The 24,675-nt window shown below is 61.6% G+C and carries 29 protein-coding genes and 1 tRNA gene; 14 read left to right on the top strand and 16 right to left on the bottom strand.

The genetic code is table 11. The annotated features are described in order from the left end of the window. Window positions 1-192 precede the first annotated feature (192 nt). Window positions 193-2,205, bottom strand: a complete 2,013-nt coding sequence (locus tag CIT31_RS30515; protein WP_095521590.1) for a BTAD domain-containing putative transcriptional regulator — start codon at window positions 2,203-2,205, stop codon at window positions 193-195. A 252-nt stretch (window positions 2,206-2,457) separates the two neighbouring features. Here CIT31_RS30515 and CIT31_RS30520 point away from each other — a divergent pair, with 252 nt between their 5' ends. Both CIT31_RS30520 and CIT31_RS30525 read left to right on the top strand, forming a co-directional pair. Next, on the top strand, window positions 2,458-2,622 hold the full coding sequence (locus tag CIT31_RS30520; RefSeq protein ID WP_245316529.1) for a hypothetical protein: 165 nt from the start codon (window positions 2,458-2,460) through the stop codon (window positions 2,620-2,622). 234 nt (window positions 2,623-2,856) lie between these two features. Beyond that, window positions 2,857-3,417, top strand: coding sequence for an ankyrin repeat domain-containing protein (locus tag CIT31_RS30525; RefSeq protein ID WP_165778607.1), 561 nt, complete (start codon window positions 2,857-2,859; stop codon window positions 3,415-3,417). Window positions 3,418-3,470: 53 nt separating this feature from the next. Here CIT31_RS30525 and CIT31_RS30530 read toward each other — a convergent pair whose 3' ends face one another. Further along, a complete protein-coding gene (locus CIT31_RS30530; RefSeq protein ID WP_095521593.1) occupies window positions 3,471-3,998 on the bottom strand; it encodes a gamma carbonic anhydrase family protein in 528 nt (175 codons plus the stop codon). Between the two features lie 19 nt (window positions 3,999-4,017). Beyond that, window positions 4,018-4,362 (bottom strand): DUF6949 family protein, encoded by a 345-nt coding sequence (locus CIT31_RS30535; RefSeq protein ID WP_095521594.1) that lies wholly within the window; start codon window positions 4,360-4,362, stop codon window positions 4,018-4,020. 163 nt (window positions 4,363-4,525) lie between these two features. Here CIT31_RS30535 and CIT31_RS30540 point away from each other — a divergent pair, with 163 nt between their 5' ends. Next, the gene (locus CIT31_RS30540) at window positions 4,526-5,257 is read left to right on the top strand and encodes a hypothetical protein (protein WP_095521595.1); all 732 of its coding nucleotides are present in this window, start codon (window positions 4,526-4,528) and stop codon (window positions 5,255-5,257) included. Between the two features lie 119 nt (window positions 5,258-5,376). Here CIT31_RS30540 and CIT31_RS30545 read toward each other — a convergent pair whose 3' ends face one another. Both CIT31_RS30545 and cysE read right to left on the bottom strand, forming a co-directional pair. Then, entirely contained in the window at window positions 5,377-5,580 is a 204-nt protein-coding gene (locus tag CIT31_RS30545) for a DUF3126 family protein (protein WP_013531334.1), read from the bottom strand. A 151-nt stretch (window positions 5,581-5,731) separates the two neighbouring features. Further along, on the bottom strand, window positions 5,732-6,580 hold the full coding sequence (gene cysE, locus CIT31_RS30550; protein ID WP_065008191.1) for a serine O-acetyltransferase: 849 nt from the start codon (window positions 6,578-6,580) through the stop codon (window positions 5,732-5,734). A gap of 221 nt (window positions 6,581-6,801) precedes the next feature. Between cysE and CIT31_RS30555 the strand changes: the two genes are divergently transcribed. Beyond that, complete coding sequence (locus tag CIT31_RS30555; protein ID WP_095521596.1) at window positions 6,802-7,419, top strand: HD domain-containing protein; 618 nt, start codon at window positions 6,802-6,804, stop codon at window positions 7,417-7,419. A 33-nt stretch (window positions 7,420-7,452) separates the two neighbouring features. On the opposite strand, the gene CIT31_RS30560 is transcribed toward CIT31_RS30555, so the two are convergent. From CIT31_RS30560 to CIT31_RS30570, 3 genes are all read right to left on the bottom strand, one after another. Further along, window positions 7,453-8,220, bottom strand: coding sequence for an alpha/beta fold hydrolase (locus tag CIT31_RS30560; protein ID WP_165778608.1), 768 nt, complete (start codon window positions 8,218-8,220; stop codon window positions 7,453-7,455). 20 nt (window positions 8,221-8,240) lie between these two features. After that, entirely contained in the window at window positions 8,241-8,753 is a 513-nt protein-coding gene (locus CIT31_RS30565) for a DUF192 domain-containing protein (protein WP_095521598.1), read from the bottom strand. Between the two features lie 109 nt (window positions 8,754-8,862). Continuing rightward, the gene (locus CIT31_RS30570) at window positions 8,863-9,459 is read right to left on the bottom strand and encodes a cold-shock protein (RefSeq protein WP_095521599.1); all 597 of its coding nucleotides are present in this window, start codon (window positions 9,457-9,459) and stop codon (window positions 8,863-8,865) included. Between the two features lie 217 nt (window positions 9,460-9,676). Here CIT31_RS30570 and gloA point away from each other — a divergent pair, with 217 nt between their 5' ends. Both gloA and CIT31_RS30580 read left to right on the top strand, forming a co-directional pair. After that, window positions 9,677-10,117, top strand: a complete 441-nt coding sequence (gene gloA / locus CIT31_RS30575; RefSeq protein WP_095521600.1) for a lactoylglutathione lyase — start codon at window positions 9,677-9,679, stop codon at window positions 10,115-10,117. A 131-nt stretch (window positions 10,118-10,248) separates the two neighbouring features. Then, window positions 10,249-10,542 carry a DUF2218 domain-containing protein gene (locus CIT31_RS30580; RefSeq protein WP_065008185.1) on the top strand — a complete coding sequence of 98 codons (294 nt, stop codon included), beginning with the start codon at window positions 10,249-10,251 and terminating at the stop codon, window positions 10,540-10,542. A gap of 10 nt (window positions 10,543-10,552) precedes the next feature. On the opposite strand, the gene CIT31_RS30585 is transcribed toward CIT31_RS30580, so the two are convergent. Continuing rightward, on the bottom strand, window positions 10,553-11,107 hold the full coding sequence (locus CIT31_RS30585; protein ID WP_095521601.1) for a DUF1697 domain-containing protein: 555 nt from the start codon (window positions 11,105-11,107) through the stop codon (window positions 10,553-10,555). Between the two features lie 10 nt (window positions 11,108-11,117). After that, on the bottom strand, window positions 11,118-12,374 hold the full coding sequence (gene ilvA / locus CIT31_RS30590) for a threonine ammonia-lyase IlvA (protein WP_095521602.1): 1,257 nt from the start codon (window positions 12,372-12,374) through the stop codon (window positions 11,118-11,120). 237 nt (window positions 12,375-12,611) lie between these two features. Between ilvA and CIT31_RS30595 the strand changes: the two genes are divergently transcribed. Continuing rightward, window positions 12,612-13,679 (top strand): alpha/beta hydrolase, encoded by a 1,068-nt coding sequence (locus tag CIT31_RS30595; RefSeq protein ID WP_095521603.1) that lies wholly within the window; start codon window positions 12,612-12,614, stop codon window positions 13,677-13,679. Between the two features lie 147 nt (window positions 13,680-13,826). Then, window positions 13,827-14,993 (top strand): alpha/beta hydrolase, encoded by a 1,167-nt coding sequence (locus CIT31_RS30600; protein ID WP_095521604.1) that lies wholly within the window; start codon window positions 13,827-13,829, stop codon window positions 14,991-14,993. Between the two features lie 27 nt (window positions 14,994-15,020). Here the strand turns inward: CIT31_RS30600 and ade are convergent, their stop codons facing one another. The 5 genes from ade to CIT31_RS34730 form a co-directional block, all read right to left on the bottom strand. Then, the gene (ade, locus tag CIT31_RS30605) at window positions 15,021-16,826 is read right to left on the bottom strand and encodes an adenine deaminase (RefSeq protein ID WP_095521605.1); all 1,806 of its coding nucleotides are present in this window, start codon (window positions 16,824-16,826) and stop codon (window positions 15,021-15,023) included. Window positions 16,827-17,265: 439 nt separating this feature from the next. Continuing rightward, the gene (locus CIT31_RS30610; RefSeq protein WP_095521606.1) at window positions 17,266-17,718 is read right to left on the bottom strand and encodes a cupin domain-containing protein; all 453 of its coding nucleotides are present in this window, start codon (window positions 17,716-17,718) and stop codon (window positions 17,266-17,268) included. Between the two features lie 143 nt (window positions 17,719-17,861). Further along, window positions 17,862-18,041 carry a hypothetical protein gene (locus CIT31_RS30615; RefSeq protein WP_029353754.1) on the bottom strand — a complete coding sequence of 60 codons (180 nt, stop codon included), beginning with the start codon at window positions 18,039-18,041 and terminating at the stop codon, window positions 17,862-17,864. 54 nt (window positions 18,042-18,095) lie between these two features. Continuing rightward, complete coding sequence (locus tag CIT31_RS33985) at window positions 18,096-18,305, bottom strand: hypothetical protein (protein ID WP_133116240.1); 210 nt, start codon at window positions 18,303-18,305, stop codon at window positions 18,096-18,098. A gap of 793 nt (window positions 18,306-19,098) precedes the next feature. Further along, window positions 19,099-19,413: a hypothetical protein gene (locus CIT31_RS34730; RefSeq protein WP_095521608.1), complete on the bottom strand. Its 315-nt coding sequence runs from the start codon at window positions 19,411-19,413 to the stop codon at window positions 19,099-19,101. Window positions 19,414-19,563: 150 nt separating this feature from the next. On the opposite strand from CIT31_RS34730, the gene CIT31_RS30630 reads away from it, so the two are divergent. Further along, window positions 19,564-19,995 (top strand): potassium channel family protein, encoded by a 432-nt coding sequence (locus tag CIT31_RS30630; protein WP_245316530.1) that lies wholly within the window; start codon window positions 19,564-19,566, stop codon window positions 19,993-19,995. A 501-nt stretch (window positions 19,996-20,496) separates the two neighbouring features. Further along, a tRNA-Leu gene (locus CIT31_RS30640) sits at window positions 20,497-20,582 on the top strand. Between the two features lie 44 nt (window positions 20,583-20,626). Here the strand turns inward: CIT31_RS30640 and CIT31_RS30645 are convergent. Further along, window positions 20,627-21,205, bottom strand: a complete 579-nt coding sequence (locus CIT31_RS30645) for an NUDIX domain-containing protein (protein WP_065008177.1) — start codon at window positions 21,203-21,205, stop codon at window positions 20,627-20,629. A gap of 258 nt (window positions 21,206-21,463) precedes the next feature. On the opposite strand from CIT31_RS30645, the gene CIT31_RS30650 reads away from it, so the two are divergent. The 4 genes from CIT31_RS30650 (at window position 21,464) to CIT31_RS30665 (ending at window position 24,667) form a co-directional block, all read left to right on the top strand. Beyond that, the gene (locus tag CIT31_RS30650; RefSeq protein WP_095521610.1) at window positions 21,464-22,567 is read left to right on the top strand and encodes an NADH:flavin oxidoreductase/NADH oxidase; all 1,104 of its coding nucleotides are present in this window, start codon (window positions 21,464-21,466) and stop codon (window positions 22,565-22,567) included. A gap of 124 nt (window positions 22,568-22,691) precedes the next feature. Beyond that, on the top strand, window positions 22,692-23,015 hold the full coding sequence (locus CIT31_RS30655; RefSeq protein WP_095521611.1) for a DUF982 domain-containing protein: 324 nt from the start codon (window positions 22,692-22,694) through the stop codon (window positions 23,013-23,015). 31 nt (window positions 23,016-23,046) lie between these two features. Further along, complete coding sequence (locus CIT31_RS30660; RefSeq protein ID WP_065008174.1) at window positions 23,047-23,286, top strand: DUF2188 domain-containing protein; 240 nt, start codon at window positions 23,047-23,049, stop codon at window positions 23,284-23,286. A 292-nt stretch (window positions 23,287-23,578) separates the two neighbouring features. Next, window positions 23,579-24,667: an ABC transporter ATP-binding protein gene (locus CIT31_RS30665; RefSeq protein ID WP_065008173.1), complete on the top strand. Its 1,089-nt coding sequence runs from the start codon at window positions 23,579-23,581 to the stop codon at window positions 24,665-24,667. Window positions 24,668-24,675 lie beyond the last annotated feature (8 nt).

Consider the following 24,675-nt stretch of genomic DNA (forward strand, 5'->3'; position numbering starts at 1 on the left):
TCGCCCAAAAGTGCGCAGCGGTTTTGGGATAGCGACATGCATAAAACAGAGATTAAGCGCGTCGCATCATTTGAACGCGCCGCGCTTTAGGAGAAAACCCGGTCGAGCCCCACCCTCCCCGTCCCCAACGACCGGGTTTTAGGAGCCGGCCCCGTCCCCGGGCCGGCTCCACCATTTCAGGAGACACGGGCCTTAGTCCGGCAGGCCCGCCTTGCGAAGGCCCTCGATATATCTGCTGCGATCGTCCGGTCGATGAAACGGCGGCAGCACCTCGGCGAGATTCGAAAGCCGCAGCGAGGGATCGAACGCGCACAGCCGGGCCATCATTTGCTGCGCTTCCAAAAGCCGCCCCGCCAGGGCATGACCTACGGCCGCAACGCGCATGGCGCTTGCGTAGTTCGGCTGGGATCGCAACGAGCTTTCTGCCCATTCGACAGCGTCATCGTAGCGGCCAGCACAGAAGTGAGCGAGCCCCGTGCAGAACTGCCAGGCGAACAGACGCGGATCCAGTGGGCTCAGGCGCATGGCGCCCGCAGCGTGTTCGACGGCCCTGTCCGGCTCACCAAAGCAGGCTTTCACCCAGCTGCTTAGGCCCCAGGCAGCCGCTAAATTCGGGTTGAGAACGAGCGCGCGATCGATGCAGACCGCACTGTTCTTGAGTTCGCCCCCAACATAACCAAGGACGTATCCACCATGGGAAAGTGCAATCGCATCGTCCCTGCCGAGTTCGACCGCTCGCCTCGCCAATCGGACGGCTTCTGCGACCTCTTCCGCGCGATCGACCATCCAGCCATTGCTCTTTCGAGTGGCGTAGCATCGCGCAGCCCGCGCGTAAGCTGCGGCAAACTCCGGGTCACGGGCGATCGCTGCCTTGAACAGTTGCAACGCTTCGTCGATAGCCGCTTGATCGTTGACCGTCCGGTCAAAGACTGCGAGCCCGCGGAGGTAGTAGTCATAAGCGTCGAGGCTTTCTGTCGGCTTGCGTTTGGCACGCTCGATCTCAGCCTCCTCCACCTTCGGTGTGATTGCGCCGACTATGCTCGAGGCGACCTGGTCCTGCAGATCGAACACCTCGGCGAGCGTTCCGTCAAAGCGATCGGCCCAGAGATAGGCCCCCGTCGAGGTGTCGATGAGCTGTCCGGCGATGCGCAGGCGGTCACTCGCCCGGCGCACACTTCCCTCGACCACATAGCGCACGCCCAGTTCACGCCCGACCTGCTTTATGTCTATGGACCGCCCCTTGTAGGCAAAGCTCGAATTCCGTGCGACTACGAACAGGTGGCGAAAGTGAGCCAGGGCGGTGACGATGTCTTCCACCATACCGTCGGCAAAATATTCCTGCTCGACATCACCGCTTAGATTCTGGAATGGCAGCACTGCAATTGATGGCTGGTCGTCGTGTCTCGCTAGAACTGCCCGCATTTGCGCCGGCGTCGCGACGCCAGAGCTTGGCCCCGGCGGCTGATGTCCAGTTCGGTCGCGGGACTGCAGAGAAGCCGCCAGTGAGCTTGTCTGCGCCTCCGGCTCCGCATCCAGCTGCTTCTTCAGGGCAGTTCGACAAAGCTCGAACTGGCGCAAGGCCGCGTTTTCGTGACCGCGATGGGCGTGGATCCGGATCAGCGCCCGATGGGCGGCCTCGGCGGTAGGATCTGAGGCGAGCAATCTCTCTGCCAGCCCTTCGCAGGCTGTCTCTTCAGCAGAGCCGGGTATGGGCAGCGCGAGGCTCAGCCGATCCACCAACTGCAGCGCCTTGCGCTGATACCTGTTCAGATAAGGTCCAAACCACTCATCCAGTTCCTCAGGAATGGCTTCCCCTGCGAGCACCCCACCGCGGTAGAGGTCGGCGGCGAAGGCGAGATCGGTCGCCCGGCCCTCCTCCAGTTTCCGGTCGAAGATCGAAATGTCCGCTTCATCCGGGCCGGTAATCAGCGCGACGGCTTCGTGATCCCCGTCGATGTAGACGGCGGCATCTTTGCTGGTCGGGAACGAGCGCCGGATGTCGACCAGTGCTTGCCGCAAACTGTTGCGCGCCTGGCCATTGCTTCGTCCCGGCCAAAAGGCTTCGGAAAGCTGCTCGCGACGATGGCCGCGGCGGCCGGCAAGGACCAGGGCAGCAAAAAGCAGCGAAGTCTTGCGCGTGGCGAAGCGGACGGGCCGGCGCTCCAGGGAAGTAACCTCGAGGCCGCCAAGCAACCTGATGCGCACAGATGGTCTCCAGACTTTGACCGCCGCGGCAGAATAGCATTTCGGTGGTTGGATTTTACACCGATTTAACGGCAGCTCGTCGGACGTTTCCGTTTTTTTCACGCTCAGCCGAACAGCCCGAAAACACCCGCGTGGCACGTTCCCAGCCGCAAATCTCGAAATTGGAGACTAGAAATGGCTCATACGGATACTCGCGCCGACCGCAGCGCGTCGAAAAGACACTTGTTTGGATCTTGCAGGAAAAGCGTAGCAATGATGATCGCCGCCTTCTGGGGATGGCGACGGACCGTCGCAGAAGGCAGGGCGCTAGCCGACTTGACGCCCGATCAGCTGAACGACATCGGTCATCCGGAGGCCCATCGAACGGTGCTCAACATCAAGGCAGGTCTGATCGCGAATTTGATGTCGATGCGGTAAGTTCGGCGTACCATTGCGCAAAAGGATCAGCTGCCGGCAGCCTGCAACCGCTGCATAGTCGAACTCGCACCAAACGCGCGGGCTGGATTGTCGGCAGTAAGAGACTGAAGCGGGATGAGATTCTAACAAACGCAGCCGCAAGAACTTCTCTCCAATCGCAACCCGCCCATGAGGCTTTCAGGCAACTGCCAATGGGAGCAATATGGGCGGCCGTTCAACCTCCGGATCGCTGCGATGTTGGAAATCCCGGAAGATCGATGCGAGCGCCACCGCCTGTTCAAGGCCATCGATGACGCGTTCAAGGCGGGCGACTTCGAGGGCCTCGGTGTGGCCCTCGGCGGCTCACCCGGCTGGTTCGACGAGCAAATGCCGTTTGAACTCGGCCTTGGACATCCACTGGAATATGCGATCTATTGGAGTCCCGCCGCTTTCATCTCGATCTTACTGGATGCGGGCTCGGACCCGAACTATCACCACCACAGCGGTTTTCCGGCAATCATCGCGGCACTGTCCACCGACCGGGCTGACAGACTGGAAATCGTCCGAATCCTGATCGATGGGGGCGCAGACCCCAACATGCGGGGCGTAAACGACTGGACACCGCTTCACTATGCAGTCGCCATCCGTAGCGTCGATGCCATCCGCCTGCTGTTGGCGGCGGGCGCCGACTCATCGCTCGAAACCCGCATCGACGACTATACGACAGCCCTCGAGGACGCCGACAATGCCGGTTTTGAAGCCGGCGCTTCGTTGCTGCGCGATGCGATGACCAGACGCGGCTCCAATGGACTCTGAGTTGGGGGACGATGCAGGTGAAACCATAGCCGAAGGTTTGAGCAAGGCTGGCCTCAGGCCTTCATCAGTCCCGCTTTGAAGCGTTTGCCGTTGGCGACGTAGTGCGCGGCCGAAGCGCGCAGCCTTGAGACCGCGGCATCGTCCAGCGCTCGCACCAAACGCGCGGGCGAGCCGATGATCAGTGAATTGTCGGGGAATTCCTTGCCTTCGGTGACCAGGGCGCCGGCGCCGACCAGCGAGTTCTTGCCGATTTTCGCGCCGTTCAGCACGATGGCGCCCATGCCGATCAGGCTGTTGTAGCCGATCGTGCAACCATGCAGCAACGCGCGATGGCCAATCGTGCAGCCTTGCCCGATGGTCAGGGGAAAACCGGCATCGGTGTGCATGACCGTCTGTTCCTGCACATTGGTATCGGCGCCGATGGTGATCGGCTCGTTGTCGCCGCGAATGACGACGCCGAACCAGAAGCCGGCATTGCGGCCGATCTGTACGTCGCCGATCAGGGTGGCGTCGGGCGCGATCCAGTTGCTGTCCGCGTCCTCGAAAACGGGGGCTTTTGCGTCGATCGCGTAGAGCGGCATTTCGATCTCCCGATTCGTCTCACACTGAAAAGTCAGTCGAACCTAGGAGCATGCCCGCAACGGATGCAATGTCGATCAGCACGACGCCCAACGCCAATGCCCAGACCGTCGCGGTGCAACCGCAGGAGATCAGCGCCGGAGCGGAAATGCGGCCTTGCCGCCAGGCGTCGAGGGCTTCGTTGGCGAACATCAAGGGTCCGGCGCAGGCCGTCGCGGCGAGCGAACGCAGCACATGCGCCGGCGACAAATAGGGCTCGACGAAGGCAAGCCGGCGGCCTGACATCAGCTCCATCGCCGATCCGGCCAGGCCGCACGCCGTCAGCCCAACCATAAAAGCAAAGAGTGTGTGTTCGACCAGACCCATCTTTACCTTCCATTTACCATGAAAACGCACAGTCGTGTTCGACAGGCGCCGTTGCAAGAGCCGTGCCGCGCCACATGTCCCGCCTAAGGACACCCCAAGAGGGGCGTCCCCAGGGGACGGCCATGGGACATCTGGGGACAGGCGGCCGAAATTGGGGATCGCGATGAAGCAGGCAGCCACCGCCAACAGTCTGCAACTCACCGTCGTCGATTCCAAGCTGATGAAGCGGGTGTTCTACGTGTTCGCAGCGCTGGCAATGCTTTCGGTGGCGATCAGCCTTGGCGGCAAATGGCTCGGCCGCTCGATCGCCATGGCCGGATACACCGACGACACGACAATCCACGAGGTGGTGATCGGCAACAATGTCATCGCCGTGCCGGGCAATGTCATCCGCTTCGACCAGGCCCGGCGCGACGGCATCGCCTCGCGGCTCGACCTCTATCTGCGCTATCCCGAGATGGACGGCTACAGCGAGGCCGCCCGCGACGATTTCAACCACACCGGATCGAGCAAGGACATCGTCTTCCTGTCGTTCGAACGGCAGATAATGTCGCGCGAGATGAGCGGCCGCTTCGCGCCGATCTACAGCGCCCTGATCGTCGAACCCGGCACGCCCGGCCCGGGCGGCACCACGCTCTACGGCTTCACCGAAAAATCAGGCTATTTCAACGAGGTGCTGGCGGTCGCCAATCGCCGGGGCAAGGACCCGTTCGTGGCCCGCTGCCTGAGCGGCCCGAGTGCTGCGCAATCGCTGGCGCCCTGCGAACGCGACATTCTGGTCGGCGACAGTCTCAGCCTCAGCTACCGCTTTCCCATGGAATTTCTAGGAAACTGGCAGGCGCTCGATGCAGCCATCGCCGCCGAGGCTGCGCGTATGCTGAAGACAGGGCGCTAACGCATTGTGTCTGAAGGGATTATGTGACGCGCTTTGGGGACAAATCGCAAACGGCGGAGATTGGCGTCCCCTTCTCCGCCAGGGATAACGGCGCCTACCGGTAACCGAGAACCCCCGACTCAGGCCAGATCGATGTCGAGGATCGCCATCGAGAAGTTATAGTCGCCGTCGTCCTCGTCCTTGAAGACGATGCCGAGGAATTCGTCGCCCACATAGACCTCGGCCGAATCGTCCTTGCGCGGCCGCGCTTTCACTTCAAGCTTGGGGTTCTGGAAGACGCGCTTGAAATAAGCGTCCAGCTTTCTGATTTCGTCCGGCTTCAAAACTCTTCTCCGATCGTCGGTCTTGCTCGTTTGAGCGCGCTTCTGGCACGTCGACAATGGCGATGTAAAGGCGAGCCGACCGGATATGCGAGAACCGACAGGCGGCAGAGCCGGCAAACGGAGTTACGTTGCCCGCCCCGCGGACTTGAAATCAGATATCGAAGCTGACGACGTGGTCCATCGACTGCGATGGCAAAAGCTGGTCCATCTGCCGTGAAGGCTGGTCGCAGCCGGTCTCGCCGACGACACGAGCCGGCACGCCGGCAACCGTCTTGTTGTGCGGCACCGGCGACAGCACCACCGAGCCTGCCGCGATCTTCGAGCAATGGCCGACTTCGATGTTGCCGAGGATCTTGGCGCCGGCGCCGATCAGCACGCCGTAGCGGATCTTGGGATGGCGGTCGCCACCGGCCTTGCCGGTGCCGCCCAGCGTCACGCCGTGCAGGATCGACACGTCGTCCTCGATCACCGCCGTCTGGCCGACGACGAGGCCGGTGGCGTGGTCGAGGAAGATGCCCTTGCCGATGCGCGCGGCCGGGTTGATGTCAGTCTGGAACACCGAGGACGACCGGCTCTGCAGGTAGAGAGCGAAATCCTGGCGGCCCTGGTTCCACAGCCAATGTGCCAGCCGGTGGGTCTGGATGGCATGAAAGCCCTTGAAATAGAGCACCGGCATGATGAAGCGGTCGCAGGCCGGATCGCGATCATAATAGGCCTGGATGTCGACACGCACCGTCGACGACCAGTCCATGTCGTCGGCTGCCATCGCCTTGAATGTCTGGCGGATGAGATCGGAACCGATATCCTGATGGGCGAGCCGCTCAGCCAGCCGATGAATGACCGCCTCCTCCAGGCTTTCCTGGTTGAGGATGGTCGAATAGAGGAACGCCGCCAGCAGCGGATCGCGGTTGACCGCCTCCATCGCCTCGTCGCGGATCGAGCGCCAGATCGGGTCGATCGGCTCCACCATGGTCGGGCGGGCAATCGTAACACTGTTCATCAATGGTCTCCGGCTTGCCTGCTTGCGTATTCTCCGGTCGCATAATGCGCATCGCGATCAAATTGATGCGCATTAAGCATCTGTTTTTGGGCATGTCGTTGTCCCAAAACCGCTGCGCACTTTTGCGCGACATGCTCTATAAGCCAGATCATAGCACGGTTGAACTCAATTTTCCTTAGTGCTTTGTCAAATGGATTTGGTTCACGGAAATTCAAGCGGCCATGGAAGACGAACCCTTGATCGACGAATCGCTGAAGCACGAGCTTTCCGCGCTCTATCAGGCCGACGACCGCCACTATCACGGCCTTGCCCATATCGAGGCGATGATGGTGTTGGCCGCCGGCTATAGGGCATCCCTGCACGATCCCGAGGCGGTCAAGGCGGCGATCTGGTTCCACGATGCCATCTATGACAGCCGAGCCAAGGACAATGAGGCGAGGAGTGCCGCCCTTGCCGAGAAAAAACTCGCCGGCCGCTCGGATACGGAGCGCCTGGACCGCATCGCAGCGATGATCATCGCCACCGCCACGCATGAATTGCCGCACTTTGACGACGAGAATGCCGTCCGCGACGCAGCGCTGTTCCTCGATATGGACCTGGCAATCCTGGGTGCGACGCCGGATGCGTTCGACGCCTATGAACAGGCAGTTCGCCGCGAATATGGCTGGGTGGAAGAGCCAATGTGGCGTGCCGGCCGCAGTGCGGTTCTGAAGAGTTTCCTCGCCCGCCCGCATATCTTTCACACCGAGGAGTTCCGGCAGCGGTTCGAGGTTCAGGCTCGGCAAAACATGGCGCGTTCGCTCAAGGCGCTCGGGCTAGCTGAGTCCAAACAGGCGTAGTTATAAGCATCCATACGCTGCGCATCGATGCACTCACAGCGGATTTTCGGCATAGAATTCCAGCACCCGCTGCTTGAAGGTCTTGTCGCCGACGGCCAACATGTGGTCGCGGCCCTCGATGTGAAAGGCCCTGGCGTTCGGCATCAAGGCGGCCAGTTCGTCGGGCGAACCGCCGATATCGTCCTTGGTGCCGACGGCAATCAACGTCGGCTGGGCAATGCGCGCAATGTCGGCCTCGGCCAGCAATTCCCGCGAGGTGGCAATGCAGGCAGCCAGCGCCCGGCGGTCGCTGCGTGTCTGGTCGGCGAAGGCGCGAAACGAGCGGCCGCGCGGATGGCTGGCGGCATCAGGATCTTCGGCCAGAAGGGCGGCGGCGATCGGATCCCAGTCGCCGACGCCGTCGACCATGCCGACGCCGAGACCGCCGAAGACCAGCGTCGCCACCTTGTCCGGATCGGAAAGCGCCAGGAAGGCCGATATCCGCGCGCCCATCGAATAGCCTATGACATGGGCGCGTTCGATGCCGAGATGGGTCAGCAACGCTGCCCCGTCGGAAGCCATTTTTGCGGGGGTATAATCGGCCTCTTCATAGCTCTTCGACGAGGCGCCATGGCCGCGATTGTCGAAGGCGATGGCGCGGTAGCCGGCATCGTTAAGCGCCTTGAACCAGCCGGGCGACACCCAGTTGACGTAATGGGTCGAGGCAAAGCCATGGATCATGAGCACCGGATCGCCCTGCCCCGATGCCGGCTGGCGGTCGAGGAAGGCAAGATCAAAACCGTCATGGCAGAAAAACTGCATCTGCGCCGGATCCTGCGCGTTCAGTTATGCGCAGTGCCGATTGCCGGGTGGCGCAACAAATCGCCGTCCTCAATGCCGCCCCTGGCGGCGGTGCCCGCCTTGAGCTCGAGCACGAAGCGAACCGGCTCGCCAGGCGAGATCATCGCCTCGGATTGCGGCTCGCCTTGCTTGATTGCCCGGATCCTGCCGTCCTGACCGACAAAGATCAGGTCGAGCGGCATCGGCGTGTTCTTCATCCAGAAGCTCACATCCCGAGGCTCCTCGAACACAAACAGCATGCCATGATCGTCGGCCATCTCCTCGCGAAACATCAGGCCGGCCTCGCGCTCGGCGGAGGTGTCGGCGATTTCGACGGAGAAAGAGCGTTCGCCGGCTTTCGTCACAGCGACCAGCGGCTGCGGGTCGACGGCAAGGACCATAGCTCGGCGGTCTGCCGAAGCCGGTTGCTGCGAATGGAAGAAAGCGCCTGTGGCGATGACAAAAGCGATCGCGGCGCAGACTACGCCTGTTGTCAGCCAGTTCCTGTAAGTCATTCAGAATCCTCGGCCATCGCCCTAGACCATGATCCGAACCTACGGTTCGAAAAAGATCATGGTCAAGCAGAAAGCACTAGGTCGCATCCCGATTCGATCGGGATGGAACCTAGTGGGAGACCGGCAAGGTACCCATATCCGGGTGAATTTCGGCAGCCATAAGGCCTTTGTCGCCGCGCCCGAAGCGGACCAGCACGACCTGCCCGGGCCGGAGCTCGGTAATGCCGTAACGGCGCAGGGTCTCCATGTGGACGAAAATGTCCTCGGTGCCCTCGCCTCGGGTCAGGAAACCGAACCCCTTGGTGCGGTTGAACCATTTCACCAGTGCCCGTTCGAGGCCGCTTTCCGGCGTCACCGAGACGTGGGTGCGCTGCTCCTGCATCTCCGCCGGATGGGTCGCCGTGGTGAGATCCATGGAGAGCACGCGGAACGCCTGCAATCCGCGCTCACCTTGCTTGACCAGGCAGACGACGCGCGCACCTTCCAAGGCGGTCTGGAAACCGTCCTTTCGAAGGCATGTCACATGGAGGAGAATATCGCCGGAAGAGCCGTCATCGGGAAGAATGAAACCGTAGCCCTTGGCCACGTCGAACCATTTGATGGCGCCCGCAACCTCGACAAGATCGGCAGCGTCGCCGCTCCCGTCTCTTTGCAAGGCGTCGTGACCGGTTCCGTCCCGCCCCATGAAAGAGGCTTTTTCCCCCATAAGAACGCCCCCTTTTTCCAAGAATACCGCAACTGATTCTTGGCGTTAGATTAACACTGCCGCTTCCGGTGTGTGCAAGACCTGAGCTGTCTTTTTTCACGGTTCATTGCAGGGATACCGGATTTGTTGTTTGCCAACACGACCGGTTATCGGGAATTGCCCTTTGGCCGGGTGGCCCCTATGTTCCGCCGCAACGCAAACGTTTCGAGGAAATCACATGCGCTATCTCCACACCATGGTCCGTGTCGCCGACATCGATGCCTCGCTCGATTTCTACTGCAACAAGCTTGGCCTCAAGGAAGTGCGCCGCCACGAAAACGAACAGGGGCGCTACACGCTGATCTTCCTCGCCGCGCCCGAAGACGAGCAAAGCGATATCGCCGACAAGGCGCCGCTGATCGAGCTCACCTACAATTGGGATCCGGAAGACTACAAGGGCGGCCGCAATTTCGGCCACCTCGCCTACGAGGTCGACGACATCTACGCCACCTGCCAGCAGCTGATGGACAAGGGTGTCACCATCAATAGGCCGCCGCGCGACGGCAACATGGCCTTCGTCAAGTCGCCGGACGGCATTTCGATCGAGCTTTTGCAGAAAGGCCCGGCCAAGGCCAAGGCCGAGCCCTGGGCGTCGATGCCGAACACCGGAAGCTGGTAACCCATCACAAGATCGAGGGCGGGTACGACCGAGCCGGACATTTTATGGCGTTTCTCGAGATCGCGCCTATCTGTCCGGCGATCACGCCTGCTTCCGAAATTGGCGCATCTTGCCTTAGGAGAAATCCATTCATGCCGACCAGCCATGTCGATGTCGCCACTGAACATGCGAGCCGTTATCTGCAGCAGCTATGCAAGCATTGGGCGCACAAGTTTCCGGTCGAGTTCGATCCGAACCACGGCACGATCGACCTCTCACTGGGCCGTGCGGTTCTCGATGCCGATGCCGCAGCGCTGCATATCGCGGTAACCGCTGACGAAGCCGGCTCGTTGGAGCGCCTGGAAACGGTCGTCGCCGACCACATCAAACGCTTCGCTTTCCGCGAAGAGCTGATCTTCGATTGGAAAAGGGCCTCGGCAGCGTAGGCGACCACGTTCAGCCGTCTCGGCCGGCTAACTCCAGCAGCGCCTGCACCGTGCGCCAGTTGCGCGCGGTGCAGGGCACTTTCAGCGTGCGCGGGATGAGGTTGGCAAACACCGATTTGCCGAGGCCATCCGGTGCGTGCAGATAAAGTACGTCGTCCCTGATCTCGAAGCTTTCAGGGCCGGTGCACTTCTGCGAAAGACGAGCCGTCTCCTCAGGCGTTGGCGCACGCTCCAGCGCGTAGACGTGGAGTTTCGTCGGCTCCCCGGCGACTTCCGGATAGGGATTGTCCGCCACCAGCCGCTCGAACCAGCCGAGATCGCGCACCATGATGCGCGAGTGAAATCCCCATTTCTTCTCGAAAGCCGCTTCCAACTGCTTGGTCAGCGTGGCCACATCGCCCGTTGCCGACCGGAACACGGCGTTGCCGCTCTGCACGTAGGTGGCGACGTCGCCAAAGCCGAGTTTCTCGAAGAACGACCGAAGTTCGGCCATCTTGACGATGCGGTTGCCGCCGACATTGATGCCGGAAAACAATGCAACGAATATCTTCTCCTCTTCACTCATATTCGGGCGCTCAAATGATGAACCCGGCGAGCGTCTCGTTGTCGGTGATGTCCTGATACTGAACGCCCTCGGCCTCGAAATTCGCGTTGAGCAGCTCGAAATTGCGGCGATCCTTGGTTTCGATGCCGATCAGCACCGAACCGAAATTGCGCGCCGATTTCTTCAAATATTCGAAGCGGGCAATGTCGTCGTCAGGCCCCAGCAATTCGAGAAAGTCGCGCAGCGCGCCCGGCCGCTGCGGAAAGCGGATGATGAAGTACTTCTTCAGCCCCTCGAAACGCAGCGCCCTTTCCTTCACATCCGGCAGCCGCTCGAAATCGAAATTGCCGCCCGACACCACCGCGACGATGGTCTTGTCCCTAATTTCCTTCTTCGAAAAATCCTTGAGCGCGTCGATCGCCAATGCGCCGGCCGGCTCCAGCACTACGCCTTCGACATTCAGCATCTCGATCATGGTCGCGCAGAGCCGGTTTTCCGGGATCAGCCGCACGGCCTCAGCGGCAAACTTCCTGAGGTGCCGCAACGGTTCGCGGCCGATCTCGGCCACCGCCGCGCCGTCGACGAAATTGTCGACCCTGGCGAGCTTGATGCGCTTGCCGGTGGCGAGGCTCTCGCTGAGGCTTGGCGCGCCGGCCGGCTCGCAGAAGACGAAGCGCGTGTCGCGGCGCTGGTCGGCGAAATAATGCGTCACACCCGCAGCCAGACCGCCGCCGCCGACCGGAAGCATGATGATGTCGGGCATCCGCGCGCCCGGCATCTGGCCTGATATTTCGTAGGCGACGGTCGCCTGCCCCTCGATGATGTCCTTGTGGTCGAACGGCGGCACCATGTGCGCGCCGGCGCTTTCGGTGAATTCGAAGGCGGCGCGGTAACAGTCGTCGAAAAAGTCGCCGATCAGCCTGATCTCGACGAATTCGCCGCCGAACAGCCGCGTCTTATCGATTTTCTGCTGTGGCGTCGTCACTGGCATGAACACCACACCTTGTCTGCCGAAATGACGGCAGACGAAGGCAAAGCCCTGCGCATGGTTGCCGGCGGAAGCGCAGACGAACAGTTCGGCGTCGTTGCCGGCGTCGAGCGCCTTGCGGAAGAAATTGAACGCGCCCCTGATCTTGTAGGAGCGCACCGGCGACAGGTCCTCGCGCTTCAGCAGCACGCGCGCCCCGGTCTTCTTCGACAGGTAATCGTTTTCCTGCAGTGGTGTTTCCGGGAAAATCTCGCGGATCGCGGCGGCAGCGGCAGCGACGCGGGAGGAGAAACTGGTCATCGGAAAAATCACCCCGAATCGTCTGTGGTCTTCGCGTGCGATTGTCGGTCACGAAGCTAGCACACGCCGTACGTGTTTGATCAGGGCAATCGTTCTGGCTTTCGTGCAACAGTGCTTGACTGTCGCAAGGCGCTGAGCGCAATTCGGCTGGATATGACTTACTTCTGCCGCACTTCGACTGTCCGGGAGGGGTTCGCGGAGGTTGGATAGCCTTTTCGGCCGGAGTGGACTCTAGAGTTGAAGAAGATTTGTATCCTTGTCCTTACCTTGCTCGTTGCCGGCTGTGGCGGCCGGCAAACCGAGGAACTGCTCGGCAGCGCCATGGTCTCCGCGCCGGTGACGGAAATCGCCGGCAACCACAGCATCTTCATCGCCACGACGCGCAAGCGCTCCGACGATCCCAGCAAGGTTTTCGACCGTGAGCGCTCGGCCACGCTGAACTATGCCCGCGCCAACGTCACCGTGCCGGGGACCCACGAAACCGGTCGGATCGAGCGGCGTTCGCGCGGCAAGTCGAACGACCCGGCCAAATACTTCATGGCCTCCGACGTCGTCGGCTACGACACCGCGCCGAAATTCTCCAGCGCGCTCAGCACCGACATCGCCGCGCGCGGCGGCCGCGTCATGGTCTTCGTCCACGGCTACAACACCGGTTTCGACGCCGCCGTCTACCGCGTCACCCAGATCGCCCATGATTCCGGCTACCCGGGCACGCCGGTGCTGTTTTCCTGGGCGTCAGGCGCCAAGACCAGGGACTATGTCTACGACAGGGAAAGCGCCAGTGCTGCCCGCGACCAGCTGGAAGTGACGTTGAGGATGCTCGCGCAGACCGGCGCGCGGCGCATCGACATCGTCGCGCATTCGCTGGGAACCTGGGTTACCATGGAAGCGCTGCGCCAGCTCGCCATCAACGGCGACCGCGATCTCGGCGGCAAGCTCGGCGACGTCGTGCTGGCCTCGCCCGACATCGATGTCGACGTGTTCAAGAGCCAGATGCGCCGCTACGGCAAGCCGAACAAGCCATTCATCCTGCTCCTGTCCGACGACGACCGGGCGCTGCGGCTCTCCGGCCTGATCGCCGGCTCGCGGCCGCGCGTCGGCGACTACAAGGACGCCGCCGACCTCGCCGACTATGGCGTGAGCGTTGTCGATCTCTCCAGCGTCAAGGGATCGGACCGTTTCAACCACACCAAATTTGCCGACAACCCCGAGCTGGTGAAGATGATCGGCCAGCGGCTGCGCGAGGATGACGGATTTGCCAGCGACCGCGAGGTAACCGACCGCATCAGCCTGCTCGGACAGTGAGGTGCGTTCCACGCCCTGTTACTTTCGTCGTGCGTGTTCACGGTTGCGGCACCATCGAATCACTTTCAACTGGACCGGGCCGGACCTTGGCTTTATCGAAATAGCGAGCGACGTCACCAGCTTGACGTCCCCCTTGCGGGAGCCTGCGTGACCGTGCGTTCGAAGATTTTTCTCGTCGTAGCGTTTGCGCTCGCCGTTACCGGCTGCGCCGGTGGGAAAACACACGACCTTCTCAACACGACGGCTGTCACAGTGCCTGCCTCCGACATCGCAGCCACGCATGAGATATTCGTCGCCACCACCCGGAAAAGGGCAACGAAAGATCCGCGGCAGGTGTTCGACGGTGACCGTTCACCGACCACCAGTTTTGCCAGTGTCGAGGTCACCGTTCCGAAGGTCCATCAGGTCGGCGCCATCGAGCGGGTCAGGAGCTCCGCCAACAGCAATCCGGCGAAGGATTTCACGGCAACGGAGGTCGAATTCTACGAAGGCGCCCCGCAATTCGCCAAGGCGGTCGGCGCCGACATCGCCATGCGCGGCGACCGCGCGCTGGTCTTCGTGCACGGCTTCAACAACGGTTTCGACGACGGCATCTATCGACTGACGCAGATTGCGCACGACACGAAATATCCCGGCACGCCGGTGCTGTTCTCATGGGCGTCGAGCGGCAAAACCACGGGCTATATCTACGACAAGGAAAGCGCCAACGCTGCGCGCGACGATCTCGAAGAGACGCTGCGTATGCTGGCCAAGACGAAGGCCAAGAGCATCGACATTATCGCCCATTCGATGGGCACCTGGGTGACAATGGAGGCGTTGCGCCAGCTTGCCATCACCGGCGACCGCGATCTCAGCGACAAGCTCGGCTACGTCATCCTGGCCTCGCCCGACATCGATGTCGATGTGTTCAAGAAGCAGATGATCCGCTACGGCAAGCCCGACAAGCCTTTCGCCATCCTGCTTTCGGGCGACGATCGCGCCCTCAGACTCTCCTCCCTGATCTCCGGCGACAAGCCGCGCGTCGGCGACTATGGCGACGCGGCCGACCTCGCCAGCTACGGCGTGTCGGTGATCGACCTGACCAAGACCAAGGGCGGCGACCGTCTGAACCACGCCAAATTCGCCGACAACCCGTTCCTGGTACAGTTGCTCGGCGACCGGCTGCGCGCCCCGGCCGGCCTGGCATCGGAGGAAGCCAATCCGGCGCAGCCGATCGACAATCTCGGCCAGGGCATCGGCAAGGCCGTCGGCTCGGTTGCCGAGATCGTCATCACCACGCCGTTCAGGGTGCTGACCATCGCCACCGGCGGATGAGCAATCTGGGCTCGCCCTTGGTCGTTGTCAGACGAACAGGTCGACCTTTTGGAACGTCGTCACGTCGATCAGGCCGACATCGGAAATCCTCAGTTGCGGGATGACGACCAGCGCCAGCAGCGAGTGCTGCATGTAGGCGTTGTTCAGCGAACAGCCCATCTGGCGCATCGCCTCGGTCAGCTTGTCGGCCTTGGCCGCGACGATTTCGGCGCGCTCGTCCGACATCAGCCCGGCAATCGGCATTTCGACCAGCGCCAGTTCCTTGCCCTTGGAGAACAGCACGACGCCGCCACCGACCTCGCCCAGCCGGTTGACCGCCAGTGCCATGTCCTGCTTGCTGGTGCCGACGACGATGATGTGGTGCGCATCATGCGCCACGCTGGAGGCTATGGCGCAGTCGCCCATATAGCCGAAGCCGGAGACGAAGGCATTGGTGACGCCGCCCGTGCCCTTGTGGCGTTCGACCAGCGCGATCTGGCAGACGTCGTTGCGACGGTCCATGGCGACCAGACCGTCCTCCACCGGAAGATCGGCCTCGAGCGCGCGCGTCGGCGCCTGGTTCTCGATCACGCCGATGACCCGCACCCGCACCTCGTTGGCGCCCATGGGTGCCGCGATGTCGAAATCCCCTGACTTGAGCTTCCTGCCGAGCTTGACGGTGTTCTTCGACGTCTTCGGATAGTTATAGGCCGGAATGTCGATGTCGAGCTTGCCGCCCTTGGCCAGCCTGACGCCGCGGCCATAGACCTCGTCGATAGTCATTGCGGCCAGATCGGAGACGATCAGCAGATCGGCAAGCCGCCCCGGGGCGATCGAACCCAGCTCTCGCTCCAGCCTGAAATGCTGGGCAGTGTTGAGCGTCGCCATCTGGATCGCCGTCACCGGCTTCAACCCCTGGCTGATGGCGTGCCGGACCACCCGGTCCATATGGCCTTCATGGACAAGCGTGCCGGAATGGCTGTCGTCGGTGCACAGGATGAAATTGCGCGGATCGAGCCCGCTCTCCGTCACCCCTTTGATCTGCGAGGCGACGTCGTACCAGGCCGAACCCAGCCTCAGCATCGCCTTCATGCCCTGGCGGACGCGGGCGATGGCGTCCTCGGCGCGCGTGCCTTCGTGGTCGTCCTCGGGGCCGCCGGCGACATAGCCATGGAACGGCAGGCCGAGATCGCGCGAGGCGTAATGGCCGCCAACCGTCTTGCCCGCCCTCACCGTCGCGGCGATCTCGCCCGACATCACCGGATCGTTGGCCGCAACACCGGGAAAATTCATCACCTCGCCAAGCCCGATGATGTTTTCCCACGCCATCGCCTCGGCGACATCGGCGACCGTCAGCTCGGCGCCGGCATGCTCCAGCCCAGGTGCGGAGGGCACGCAGGACGGCATCTGCACTAACACGTTGATCGGCATGGCGACGGCCTCGTCATGCATCAGCCGCACACCCGGCAGGCCGAGCACATTGGCGATCTCGTGCGGATCGATGAACATCGAGGTCGTGCCATGCGGGATGACCGCGCGGCAGAACTCCGTCACCGTCACCATGCCGCTCTCGACATGCATATGCGCGTCGCAGAGACCCGGCACCAGATAGCGTCCGCCGGCGTCGACCACCTTGGTGCCCTGCCCGATGGCGTGGCCGGCATTCGGTCCGCAATAGGCGAAGCGGCCGCCGGCAATGGCAATGTCGGTGCCGGCGATGATCTCGCCGGAGTGAACGTTGACCCAACGCCCGTTGCGGATGACGAGATCGGCGGGCCTCCTGCCCATCGCGACGTCGACCAGATGCGTGGCCGCCTCGGCCCAGGGTTTTGGTTTCGTTGCGGTCTTCGCCATGAAAGAGACTCCTGTTTTCCCGACTGTGCCAAGCCGATGGCGTTTTGACCAGCGAGATCGGCGGATTGCCTGAGGGCTCCTCGGCCTTAACATCGACCGTGATTTTCGCGTCTGTTGCGAGCTCGCGATTCGTTACTTTGTGACGGCATTTATGTTGTGGATTTCGCCATGGCGCTGATTTGCGCCAACGACCCGCCGCCGAGGCGGGTTTTTTGTTTCGGCGCCGTCCACGGCAAAGTGCCTAACCGGAATACGTTCCGTTTGCGGCAAATCAGATTGCCTCCCGTTAGCGAATCTTTCTGAATCGACGTTCGGGAAACCGCAGACACCACTCGAAGACTCAGATCAGAACTGGAAGTGCCAGATCCGGCCGCTCAGAGGGTCTCGATCTCCACTATTCGAACCTGCAGGCGGTTCAATCAATTTGATCCCCGAACTGTCATTTTTTACTCGGATCGTCCGCCGGATTGACGTAGTTGATCGTGAACGGTCCGTTGCCATGAACCTGAATAATCGTTTCGCTTGTCATCCAGGCGAAGTGATTCATTCCGGCCGGCGCAACTCCGAAGCCGCCAGCAGTCAGTTCGATGCCTTTCGCCTCGTCGAACTTATCGCCCATTCCGATATGAAAGTTGCCGGAAAGCACCGTTATATATTCCGCGGTGGGATGACTATGTGCGGCAATTTTGTAGCCGGCGGGCGTCTTCAGTCGCAGCACATAAGGCCCATCCTTTGAGGGGTCTCCAGCGATAACAGCTATGTCCGCGCCAGCGGGAATGACAGCAGGAGCAGGGCCCCATTTGATACTGTCCGCGTTCACTGGCATACCATCGGCAAACAGAGGCGCTGTCCCAACAAGCAGCAGCGCCAGAGCAGAGGCGAGCTTGAGCATGACAATCTCTCCATTGGTTCGTAGAGGACAGCGTTAAATATCAACGCTGAGTCACTCGCCAATTGGAGCCTACCAATGCAGAACGCCCGAACGCATCCTCCGAACGGGGGACGCGCTTTCGCGGCAGACCTCGGAAGCCGCCGTTAAGTGTCCTCCCGCTGTTCCCTGTCGCGGCAGTTAAGAAGTTCGACCAGATCGTCGGCCTCTTCGATCGGCATGTCGATCAAGGGGACACCCACCTCGACAACCGGCAGCCCTGTGAACACATCGATGATGTCCCACGTGCCTTCAGGTGTCTTCTCAATGTCGTAGCGTTGAGTCATGGGGGAGTAGTGAGCCATGAGGGTAGAGGGGAAGACCTGGCGCGTTTTACTCGATCATCGCTCGTTCGGGCTTCGGCAATGCGGAAATGGATCCCGCCCGGCCTGATCAAGCGCCTCAAGCAATGAGGCAAGGGGGCTGGGAAGTCGCAGGTCGACGGCAAGATCCAGCGCGTCGTGTAAATACCGGCGATTATCTTCGGAACGGATCAGTTGCCGAACGGCTTCGGCAACAGACTTCCCTCGTTCTGTGTCAAACTTTGCCATGTTCGGGATTCCAGTAGCTTTAGTGCGAAACTCAGCCACTACGAAATTGTTCCCGGTGGAAACGATCTTGTTTGAGCCTCAGTGTTTGATTCCCTCGCTGGGAAGGGTTGCCGCCGGCCCGGTAACGGCAGCTATGCTGTTGACTTGGGCACGGATTTCGCGCCGACGATCCGCATCCAAGGCGGGTCGCGCGTGCCATGATGCGGGCCGGAAAAAACGCCCTAGCTTGAGAGACCGTAACGGTTTGGTAACGAGCCTGCCCCGTCGAGGGGGAGTCCGGGACAGGCTCGGCTCCTCAGAACATGCCGGATTTCTCCGACTGGCCTCCAAACCACTGTGCCCGCGTAAAGTTCCATTGCGTGGTGATCATTTTTCCTCGCGAAAGTCCTGCAGCGAGGCATGCCGAAGGTCTTCCTGCCACGCAGGTGTTTGGCGATCCGCGCAAGAACGAAGGCGACGATTTTACATCTGCCCGATCTGTGCGCAGCCGGTCGATATGCCGGATCTCAGGCAGTAATCTGGCACGATCAGCCGGGGCACGATCTGCTGGAATGGGCCCCTAGCGGCGCCTTTCTCGCTGCCGCCGTCATGACCGAACCGTAACCTCGACCGGCAAGGGGGAGCGCTGGTTCTGCAGCGAGGCAGAAGCGCGATCAGCGGGCTGGCGAAAAGCGCGACGGTGACGTCCGCCTTGCTCTTGTGCCGCAGCTATTGCGCGATTTTGGTTCCGTTGACGCCCGGCAATCATGGACGGCCCGGCGGCGAGTGGTCGAGTTCCGGTTCCCATAGCACACTAGCCCAGCACTAAGCCTGCAATCAAAACGGCAAATCCGATAGAAAGCGGGACCGCCAAAAGCCAGCCAGCCTCCAAAACGCTATTTTCTTGCCGATCCATAACAGTCTCCTCTTTGACGCTGCCCCTCATTACGAAAGCTCCGGGGAGCGGTTCGGTTCCGACGGATTTGCCGACGACCCGGCGGCGATGGCACCACGGTTCCTCGCGTTCGCCCTCACCATTCGCGTCGGCGGCGATCGCATCGCGTGGCGTCAGGGCCACGAGCTCATGGATGGCACCGTTGATCTCACCGCGCTCCAGACGCTCCCACAAGGCGCCGCAGAACGATGTTGGAGCGGATGTCGTCGATAGCCTCGATGAAGGCGGCGGGCAGCATCGGGCTCGTACATCGCGACAAGCTGTTCGATCCGCTCGCACGGTGATAGGCGTTGAGCATCTGAAGCCTATTTGGAGGTACCGCAATTGGTCATCGCGTTCGCCATATCTGCAGGTCTCGCACTGGTAACGGTTCTGATGCACTATGAGGTGCTAAGTATCGCCGGAGCGATGAGGCGTCGTTTTTCACTTCCGATGCGGGTTGATCTGCTGCTCTTGGTCATCGCAGCGATCATTGCTCACGTGGTGGGGATCTGTCTTTTCGCGGTCGCCTATGCCTGGATGCACCAGCATCCAGACCTTGGAGCTCTCGCAGGCTTGTTTTCCGGGAGCGCAGCGGATTTCTTCTACTTCTCGATCACCTGTTACACGACCATCGGCTTTGGCGAAGTCTATGCCACTGGGCCGATGCGGATCGTTGCTGCCTTGGAAGGTCTCAACGGACTCGTCCTAATCACTTGGTCAGCATCGTTCGCATACGCATCGACTTCGGATTTGTGGAAGCGGAAGCAAGACTGACGCGCGTGCGTAGTGCTTTGAGCGCCTAAGCTTCCACAAACGCAATGAGGGCTCGCACGCGGCCTGGCCGCGGATGGAACCATCAACAATGCCGAGGTCGAGTTCCTTCAAAAATGGCTGGCAGCGAATGCGGAGATCAGCAATCAACCGATCATCCGAACCATGCAGCCCTCCCCCATTGGAACCCCGCGTAGCTAATCCCAATTGGAGATTAAGGCTGCATACTGCACGGGCTGCGCGTCACCTATGCCGCCGCCATACGGCGCATGGGCAATGACGCCGGGACGAGGCGCCGACGCGCTGGGGGCCGCTCTACGCGCTTGGGCGAGCACCATACCAAGCATGTCGAGAAAGAGGTTGGACGCTGCGAGCATGGACCAGAAAATATGGCAAAAACGGGCTCCGGCGAATGAAAAGGGGAACGCAGTTTTGCACAACACAATTTTCGGACTGCACAACGCCGATTGACGAAATCGCCTAAGTAGTTGAAACGAAAAGGGCGCGGACGTGGCGGAATTGGTAGACGCAAGGGACTTAAAATCCCTCGATCTCTGATCGTACGGGTTCGATTCCCGTCGTCCGCACCAGGAACACCAGGGCCACCCAGCGGGCGCGTCCAGGTTCCGGCAGATCAAGCCCGGATCGGGTTCAGCTTCAGGTGCTGGATCAGGATGATCGTCTTGGCGTCGATGATGCGGCCGTCGGCGATGCCGGCCAGAGCTTCATCGAGCGGCATCTCCAGAACCTCGATGTCTTCGCCTTCTTCCGGCGCGCCGCCGCCGTCCGAGATGCGGTCGGTCGGCGAATAGCGCGCGACGAAGAACCAGAGCCGCTCGGTCACGCTGCCAGGGCTCATAAAGGGCGAAAACAGCCGATCAACGTCCTTCAGGTGGTAGCCGAGCTCCTCTTCCGCCTCCTTGCGGATGCAGGTTTCGGGGTCGTGTTCATCGAGCAGGCCGGCGCAGGCCTCGATCAGCGGCTCGCGGTGGCCGGTGACGTAGGCCGCGTAGCGGAACTGCCGAACGAGCAGAACCGTCGAGCGCTCGGGGTCGTAAGGCAGGATCACCGCCCCGTCGCCGCGATCGTAGGTCTGGCGGATCTGCGTCTCCCATTTCCCGTCGCGCCGGCGATAATCGAGGACGGTCTTTTTCAGGACTGCCCAATCATCGGAAAGGACTTCTTCTGAACGGATACGAATGCGGTCTTCCATGGTGAACTCCGTGCTGCCAGCGTGAGGACTACAGCGCCGCGCGTCCTCTTGGACGCGCAAAGGACGCTGTAGCACTTTTGATCTGCGCATGATCCATTCCGAAATCGGAATCGATTTTCGGGGTCATGCGCTAGCTGCGAACCGGCCCGTGCGCAATCCCAACAGCAATTGGTCCAGTGGCGCGCTTCACCGCCTCGTGTATGGCGCAGGCGCAATCCACTGCCTAAATAGCGACAGCCCCTCCCCGGAGTTTTTTTGATGACCACATCCCTTTTCCAGCCGATCACGCTTGACGGCCTCGCCTTTCCCAACCGCATCGCGGTCGCGCCCATGTGCCAGTATTCCGCCGATGACGGTTCGGCCAGCGACTGGCACCTGTACCACTGGATGAACCTGGCGATGTCCGGCGCCGGCATGGTCACCGTCGAGATGACCGACGTCGAGCGGCGCGGCCGCATCTCGCATGGCTGCCTCGGCCTTTATTCCGACGACAACGAGGCAGCGGCCCGGCGCGCGCTGGATGCCGCCAAGCGCGTCGCCGCCCCCGGCACCAAATTCGGCACGCAGCTTGCCCATGCCGGCCGCAAAGCATCTAACCGGAAGCCTTGGGAAGGCGGCGGGCCGCTCGGTGCCGATCAGGATCCCTGGCCGATCGTGTCCGCCTCGGCAATCGCCTACGACACGGGCTGGCAGGTGCCGCGGGCGCTGGAGGATGAGGAGATACTGCACATCATCGAACGCTTCGCCGAGGCGGCAAGGCGGGCCGAGCGGGCTGGCTTCGATTTCATCGAATTGCATGCGGCACACGGCTATCTGATCTTCCAGTTCCTGTCGCCGCTTTCCAACCAGCGCACCGACCGCTGGGGCGGCTCGCTGGAAAACCGCATGCGTTTTGTCGTCGAGATCGCCAAGGCGGTGAGGAAGGCAGTGCCCAAGCTGATGCTCGGGGCGCGCCTGTCGGTCAAGGAATGGGTCGATGGCGGCTTCGATGTCGAGGACGCGATCGAAGTGGCCAAGGTGCTGAAGGCAGCGGGCGTCGCCTATCTCTGCTGCTCGAGCGGCGGCAATTCGCCCCTGCAGAAGCTGCCGACAGGTCGGGGCTACCAGGTGCATCTGGCGGAAGCCGTGCGCAACGGCGCCGACATCCCGACGCGGGCCGTCGGCCTGATCGACGATCCGAAGCAGGCCGAGGCGATCGTCGCCCAGGGCCGTGCCGACATGGTGGCTTTGGCCCGCGCCTTCCTCGCCGACCCGCGCTGGGCGTGGCGCGCCGCGGCCACCTTCGGCGAGACGATCCACCCGGCGCCGCAGCTTGCCCGCTCGGTGACGACGATGCAGCACTGGATGAAGGCGGCGGGCTGAGCGGCCATTTCGGCTGCGGCCCCAATGACCGCGACCCCAATGATTGCGACCCCAATGATTGCGACCCTTGAGACCTTTACGCGGAGGGACGTGCAACCAAATCGGCCGCTCCGCGTTGGCGGCGATGATGGACAACAAGCCTTTTGAAAAGCCGGTGGTGGTCGAACTTGGCCATGTCGGCAAATACCGTGAGATCCGCAGCACCCAGGAAACGGCGGAGTGCCTGATGACGGTCTGGCCGCTCAATCGTGGTCCCCGGCATCGCGATGCTCTCGACACTTGCCTAAAAGTGCTGGAGGGTTATCGTTCGACGGCGGATGCGCGCCGCGCATTGGTCGAAGCCGCGAAGGAATCGGACGTGCTGGTTCCCGAGGAGAGATTGTCCGACGGCAGGCTGCCCGAAGACAAACTACCCGAAGGCAAACTGCCCCAAGGCAAACTGCATTGAGCAGACGGAGCTTTTCCCACTGGAGGATTTCATGGCGAAGCTGACCTACAAGATCGTCGAGCATGACGGGGGCTGGGCCTACAAGGTCGGCTCGACATTCTCGGAAACGTTCCCTACCCACGAGGACGCGCTCCGCGCGGCGGAGATCGCTTCGGCCGAACAGCAGGTCGCCGGCACCACGGACGGCATCCAGTACGAGGACGCCGACGGCAAATGGCACGACGAGCTCGCCGACGGCCGGGACCGGCCGCAAACCGAAGTTTCCGATTAGGCTGGTGTCATATACTGATGACTTCTCGCACCTCCGTTTTCAAGGGCTGGGGCTGGGCGAGTCATTTTCCTGCTAGGATCCCAGACATGGCGAATTTCAATCCCACCGGGAACAAACACGATCAGGACCAACGAAGAAGAGTGCTTGCCACGCAGCCGCTTTACAGGGCAGTCTGGTAGCGCTACCGTTTCATCATCGCGCGTGACCAGGGAGGAACTTTGGGAGCTGCCGCGGCCAGTTAGGAAAGCGGTTTCCTTCGAAGACGTCGCAGGAAGCATTCGGGAGGAAATCGATGGCGTCTGTCGCGATTGGCGATGTCTACAAATCATTCGGAACCGTCGAGATTCTTCACGGCGTCAGCGTGGACATAGACGACGGCGAGTTCGTCACGCTGGTCGGACCGTCGGGCTGCGGAAAATCGACCCTTCTCAGGATGATCGCTGGCCTGGAAAAGATTTCGCGCGGCCAGATCGCGATTGGCGAGCGTGTCGTCAACAACGTTGCGCCAAAAGAACGCGACGTGGCCATGGTCTTCCAGAACTACGCGCTCTACCCGCACATGACCGTCGCCGAGAACATGGCGTTCTCGCTCATGCTCAAGGGTGTTTCGAAAGCCGAAAGCGCTGCCAGCGTTAAGCGCGCCGCCGAAATCCTGGGGCTGGTGCCATTGCTGGAGCGCTATCCCCGGCAGCTTTCCGGCGGCCAGCGCCAGCGCGTCGCCATGGGCCGGGCGATCGTGCGCGATCCGGCGGTCTTCCTGTTCGACGAGCCGCTGTCCAACCTTGACGCCAAACTCAGGGTGCAGATGCGCGCCGAGATCAAGGAACTGCATCAGCGCCTGAAGACCACGACGGTCTATGTCACCCATGACCAGATCGAGGCCATGACCATGGCCGACAAGATCGTGGTCATGCATGACGGCCTCGTCGAGCAGATCGGGCCGCCATTGGAACTCTACGACCGGCCGAACAATCTCTTCGTCGCCAGCTTCATCGGCTCGCCCGCCATGAACATGCTGAGGGGCGAAATCGCAACTGATGGCGGCTCATCGTCTTTTCGCGGCTCCGGGGGGATTTCCCTGCCGCTGGCCGCAGTACCTTCGATCGGCAGCGGCGAACAGGTGGTGCTGGGGATACGACCCGAGCATCTGCGGCTGTCCGACGAAGATGGCATTCCGGTCACCGTCGTGGTGGTCGAGCCGACCGGGTCGGAAGTGCAGCTCATCGGCCGGACGGCCGGCGGCGAAGAGATCGTCGCCAATTTCCGGGAGCGCCATTCCTTCACGCCGGGCGAGACCGTACGGCTGACGGCCGAGCCCGGCCTCATCCATCTCTTTCATGGCGAAACCGGGCAGCGCTTCGAAATGCGCACCCGGCAGTAAGAACCACC

It is taken from the genome of Mesorhizobium wenxiniae (assembly GCF_002284535.1).
GTDB classification, from domain to species: Bacteria; Pseudomonadota; Alphaproteobacteria; order Rhizobiales; family Rhizobiaceae; genus Mesorhizobium; species Mesorhizobium wenxiniae.

Bases quoted from the DNA above. Each gene is read 5' to 3' on its own strand.
- CIT31_RS30520 (WP_245316529.1), top strand. From the start codon at position 2,458: ATGATGATCGCCGCCTTCTGGGGATGGCGACGGACCGTCGCAGAAGGC.
- CIT31_RS30525 (WP_165778607.1), top strand. From the start codon at position 2,857: ATGTTGGAAATCCCGGAAGATCGATGCGAGCGCCACCGCCTGTTCAAG.
- CIT31_RS30530 (WP_095521593.1), bottom strand. From the start codon at position 3,998: ATGCCGCTCTACGCGATCGACGCAAAAGCCCCCGTTTTCGAGGACGCG.
- CIT31_RS30535 (WP_095521594.1), bottom strand. From the start codon at position 4,362: ATGGGTCTGGTCGAACACACACTCTTTGCTTTTATGGTTGGGCTGACG.
- CIT31_RS30540 (WP_095521595.1), top strand. From the start codon at position 4,526: ATGAAGCAGGCAGCCACCGCCAACAGTCTGCAACTCACCGTCGTCGAT.
- cysE (WP_065008191.1), bottom strand. From the start codon at position 6,580: ATGAACAGTGTTACGATTGCCCGCCCGACCATGGTGGAGCCGATCGAC.
- CIT31_RS30555 (WP_095521596.1), top strand. From the start codon at position 6,802: ATGGAAGACGAACCCTTGATCGACGAATCGCTGAAGCACGAGCTTTCC.
- CIT31_RS30560 (WP_165778608.1), bottom strand. From the start codon at position 8,220: ATGCAGTTTTTCTGCCATGACGGTTTTGATCTTGCCTTCCTCGACCGC.
- CIT31_RS30565 (WP_095521598.1), bottom strand. From the start codon at position 8,753: ATGACTTACAGGAACTGGCTGACAACAGGCGTAGTCTGCGCCGCGATC.
- CIT31_RS30570 (WP_095521599.1), bottom strand. From the start codon at position 9,459: ATGGGGGAAAAAGCCTCTTTCATGGGGCGGGACGGAACCGGTCACGAC.
- gloA (WP_095521600.1), top strand. From the start codon at position 9,677: ATGCGCTATCTCCACACCATGGTCCGTGTCGCCGACATCGATGCCTCG.
- CIT31_RS30580 (WP_065008185.1), top strand. From the start codon at position 10,249: ATGCCGACCAGCCATGTCGATGTCGCCACTGAACATGCGAGCCGTTAT.
- CIT31_RS30585 (WP_095521601.1), bottom strand. From the start codon at position 11,107: ATGAGTGAAGAGGAGAAGATATTCGTTGCATTGTTTTCCGGCATCAAT.
- ilvA (WP_095521602.1), bottom strand. From the start codon at position 12,374: ATGACCAGTTTCTCCTCCCGCGTCGCTGCCGCTGCCGCCGCGATCCGC.
- ade (WP_095521605.1), bottom strand. From the start codon at position 16,826: ATGGCGAAGACCGCAACGAAACCAAAACCCTGGGCCGAGGCGGCCACG.
- CIT31_RS30610 (WP_095521606.1), bottom strand. From the start codon at position 17,718: ATGCTCAAGCTCGCCTCTGCTCTGGCGCTGCTGCTTGTTGGGACAGCG.
- CIT31_RS30615 (WP_029353754.1), bottom strand. From the start codon at position 18,041: ATGACTCAACGCTACGACATTGAGAAGACACCTGAAGGCACGTGGGAC.
- CIT31_RS33985 (WP_133116240.1), bottom strand. From the start codon at position 18,305: ATGGCAAAGTTTGACACAGAACGAGGGAAGTCTGTTGCCGAAGCCGTT.
- CIT31_RS30645 (WP_065008177.1), bottom strand. From the start codon at position 21,205: ATGGAAGACCGCATTCGTATCCGTTCAGAAGAAGTCCTTTCCGATGAT.
- CIT31_RS30650 (WP_095521610.1), top strand. From the start codon at position 21,464: ATGACCACATCCCTTTTCCAGCCGATCACGCTTGACGGCCTCGCCTTT.
- CIT31_RS30655 (WP_095521611.1), top strand. From the start codon at position 22,692: ATGATGGACAACAAGCCTTTTGAAAAGCCGGTGGTGGTCGAACTTGGC.
- CIT31_RS30660 (WP_065008174.1), top strand. From the start codon at position 23,047: ATGGCGAAGCTGACCTACAAGATCGTCGAGCATGACGGGGGCTGGGCC.
- CIT31_RS30665 (WP_065008173.1), top strand. From the start codon at position 23,579: ATGGCGTCTGTCGCGATTGGCGATGTCTACAAATCATTCGGAACCGTC.